The organism is Nostoc sp. T09 (assembly GCF_002154695.1).
Classification (GTDB): domain Bacteria; phylum Cyanobacteriota; class Cyanobacteriia; order Cyanobacteriales; family Nostocaceae; genus Aulosira.
Genome location: NZ_MTAV01000182.1, coordinates 18,118 through 21,867, shown reverse-complemented (window position 1 = coordinate 21,867; position 3,750 = coordinate 18,118). Strand labels below are relative to the sequence as shown.

The window sequence follows — 3,750 nt, the reverse complement described above, 5'->3', positions numbered from 1 at the left end:
CCCCCTTTTTAAGGGGGGTAGGGGGGATCAATAAGTGTCTAAAGTCACAGCCAAATACTTTTAAAACAACCTCTAACACACACTACAAAGCAAGATAATTAACAATATCCATCAGTCTTTTGTAATCAACTTCAATAATGCCACCTTACATTTACCCGGTTATTGAAACCGCAGAAATAGAAACTACATTCTTAGAATTAGCAGAACAATGGCGACGTGAAACAGGAATGCTCTCTGTTATTGCCAAAATATCAATGCATCCCGCTTATCAAAGAATCATCGGCATGGGACAACCTGTTGTACCTTTAATTCTACGGGAACTTGAGCGTGAGCCAGATCATTGGTTTTGGGCTTTAAGTGCAATTACAGGAGCGAATCCTGTTCAACCAGAACAGCGCGGTAGACTTCAGCAAATGGCTGAAGCTTGGATTAAATGGGGAAGAGCTAATGGCTACAGATGGTAGGTTGGAAAGCTATAAAGAAAACAAGTTTCCCAACTTACCGCATACTGAATATTTCGTAACTAGCAAGCAAAGTACATCATATAATTGTTTTGCTTGGGCTGCGGGAGAGGATGATCGTTGGTGGAGTCCAATAGATCCAGATAATATGTATTACTGGGTAGAAGGCGTAACAGCAGAGTTAACTATGTCAGCTTTTATCCAAGCATACCAAAGCTTAATGTTTGAACTTTGCGATAATTCTGAGCTTGAAGTTGGTTTTGAGAAGATAGCAATCTACGCTACAGAGGATGGCGAACCCACTCACGCTGCTAGACAATTATCAAATGGGAAATGGACAAGTAAACTTGGGTGGTGGGAAGATAAGTAATTAAACAGAATCAATTACACAGATTTTCTTCTTGTTCCCTGTTCCCTGTTCCCTGTTCCCTGTTCCCTGCCTTCACGAATGAATTTAATTTTGTCCAACTACTTATAGAGCATGAACTTGAAGCTTTGGTAGGTGAAATGTATGGTTCTGTACAGCAAATTTTAAAACGTCCAATCTCTTAAAATGTTAAATCAAGCGACAGGAAGATTTACAAAAACCAGGAAGGGATCGAATAAGAACAGCCAATTTTGTATCTATCGATGTAAGGCGATCGCGTGCTAATATCTATGGCAACGGATTTGATGTCTGCGGCATGGTTTCCCGCAATCTCTCATGCTAATTCAAGTTATTCATGTAGCAGGCCAAGAGCTTCTGCTAAAGGAGGATGGCTGGTGTTAAAAATTCCAGCCACGAACGGTTAGATGTTGAGGCTACCCTAACCGAGGTTGAAAAGCTCCAATTTGACCGCGCACATCGCCACGCCTCAGGATTGTTTTATGTCGAGGGTGTGCGTAACTTTGTAAAAGCAATTGACAACGGTTTCGATATTTCCGCGATCGTGTTCAGCGAGAAACTGCTAACAGCACCTCTAGCACGGAAGCTAGTTCGCAAATCTCGTCGTGCTGGTGTTCCTTGTATCAGCGTTACACCAGAACAATTTCGACGTGTATCCCAGACTGAACGCGCTTCTGGTATTGGTGCGATCGCTCATCAGCGTTGGTTCAATTTGCATGATATCTCACCACAAGCTGGCTTGTGCTGGGTAGCTCTGCAAACTGTTCGCTCACCAGGAAATCTCGGAACCTTGATTCGCACATCAGACGCGGTGGGGGGTGCTGGGTTCATCTTCATTGGAGGAAGCGTAGATCCTTTTGATCCCGACGTTGTGCGCGCATCTATGGGTTCACTCTTTCACCAGAAGTTTGTTCGCACAAGCTTGTCAGCGCTGCGTCATTGGGTACGTCATCAAGACTGTTCTACTATTGGTGCGTCACCGGATGGGATGGCTGACTTTCATCAGTTTAATTATCCCCAATCCACTCTTCTTTTCCTCGGCGAGGAACGCCAAGGTTTGACTTCACAACAGCGAGACTTATGTCAGCATCTGGTGCGGATTCCGATGGTAGGTGCGGTTGACTCTCTCAATCTTGCTGTAGCAGGAAGCCTGTTGATGTACGAGATTTATAAATCGAGAACATCATCTATTCCCATACACTCGTGAGTGCGATTAGTTAATCATAATTGTAGGCTGGGTAGAGCAACAGCGAAACCCAGCAAAATTACAATAACAGGAGTCAGAAATGTACACAACATCTAAACCCGACCCAGTTCGCTTAGAAATTTTCAAGAATCTTTATCAATTTATTGCTGAACAAATGGGGATTGTTCTCCAAAATACAGCAGCATCGGTGAATATCAAAGAACGTTTAGATTTCTCTTGCGCTATCTTTGATGCTTCTGGATTATTAGTTGCTAATGCCCCACATATTCCTGTACATTTAGGCTCAATGAGTGAAAGTGTCCGCAGTTTAATTAATGATAAAGGCGACACTATAAAACAAGGAAATGTATATTTATCTAATAATCCTTATAACGGCGGAACACACCTTCCTGATGTAACTGCAATTACCCCAATTTTTGACGAAGATGGAACCCAAATAATTTTCTATGTTGCTTCTCGCGGTCACCAAGCTGATATTGGCGGTATTACTCCCGGCTCAATGCCTCCCCACAGTACAACAGTAGAAGAAGAAGGAATCTTATTTGATAATTTTCTTTTAGTTGAACAGGGAAATTTTCGGGAAACAGCAGTACGAGAGATACTTCTACATCATGCTTATCCTGCTCGTAACCCTTCTCAAAACATAGCTGATTTCAAGGCACAAATTGCTGCTAATGCAAGGGGACTGCAAGAACTTCACAGAATGGTTTCTCAATACGGACTACAAACAGTCCAAGCTTACATGAAATTTGTGCAGGATAATGCAGAGGAGTCAGTTAGAAGAGCAATTGATATTCTCAAGGATGGCTCATTTATTTATGAAATGGATAGCGGTGCAAAAATTGAAGTTAAAGTAACCATTAACCGAGAAAATCGCAGTGCAATTATTGATTTTACTGGCACATCTGGGCAACTAAATAGTAACTTTAATGCTCCTAAAGCTGTCACTCAAGCAGCAGTTTTATACGTCTTTCGTACTTTAGTTGATGATAGTATTCCCCTGAATGCTGGCTGTCTTAAACCTTTGGAAATTATCATTCCTGAAGGCTGTATGCTTAACCCAACTCATCCAGCAGCAGTAGTGGCGGGTAATGTAGAGACATCCCAAACTATAGTTGATGCTTTATATGGTGCCTTAGGTGCGATCGCAGCTTCTCAAGGAACCATGAATAATTTTACTTTTGGTAATCAGCGTTATCAATATTATGAGACCATTTGCGGTGGTTCGGGAGCAGGAGCTAACTTTGATGGTACTGATGCAATCCACACCCACATGACTAACTCCCTGTTGACCGACCCAGAAGTTTTAGAAACCCGTTATCCTGTGTTGGTAGAAAGCTTTAGTTTGCGTCCCGATAGCGGCGGTAAAGGAAAATATTCCGGTGGTAACGGGGTGATTCGCCGCATCAAATTTCTCGAACCGATGACAGCTAATATTCTTTCTAATCATCGCCGTGTTCCTCCCTTTGGATTAAACGGTGGAGAAGCAGGACAAGTCGGACGCAACTGGATACAGCGTCAGGATGGAACCCAAGAGAATTTAGACAGTACTGCAACAGTTGAGATGCAACCTGGAGATGTTTTTGCGATCGAAACACCTGGGGGGGGAGGTTTTGGTTATAGGTGAAGTGCAAATCTCAATCTTTTTAGCTAAAAACAGCAACTTTTATCAGTTTGAGTCGATTATTCATAAGTAA

At 42.5% G+C, this 3,750-nt stretch carries 4 protein-coding genes; all 4 read left to right on the top strand.

What is annotated here, in order from left to right:
- The first annotated feature begins 137 nt into the window (after positions 1-137).
- The 4 genes from BV372_RS29560 to BV372_RS29545 all read left to right on the top strand — a co-directional run bounded on the left by BV372_RS29560 (position 138) and on the right by BV372_RS29545 (position 3,680).
- Positions 138-464, top strand: coding sequence for a hypothetical protein (locus BV372_RS29560; RefSeq protein ID WP_086690263.1), 327 nt, complete (start codon positions 138-140; stop codon positions 462-464).
- The gene (locus BV372_RS29555; RefSeq protein ID WP_086690261.1) at positions 448-831 is read left to right on the top strand and encodes a hypothetical protein; all 384 of its coding nucleotides are present in this window, start codon (positions 448-450) and stop codon (positions 829-831) included. Before BV372_RS29560 ends, BV372_RS29555 begins: the two co-directional genes overlap by 17 nt.
- Positions 832-1,216: 385 nt before the next feature.
- A complete protein-coding gene (locus BV372_RS29550; RefSeq protein WP_086690259.1) occupies positions 1,217-2,053 on the top strand; it encodes an RNA methyltransferase in 837 nt (278 codons plus the stop codon).
- Between the two features lie 79 nt (positions 2,054-2,132).
- Positions 2,133-3,680: a hydantoinase B/oxoprolinase family protein gene (locus tag BV372_RS29545; protein WP_086690257.1), complete on the top strand. Its 1,548-nt coding sequence runs from the start codon at positions 2,133-2,135 to the stop codon at positions 3,678-3,680.
- Positions 3,681-3,750: the final 70 nt, after the last annotated feature.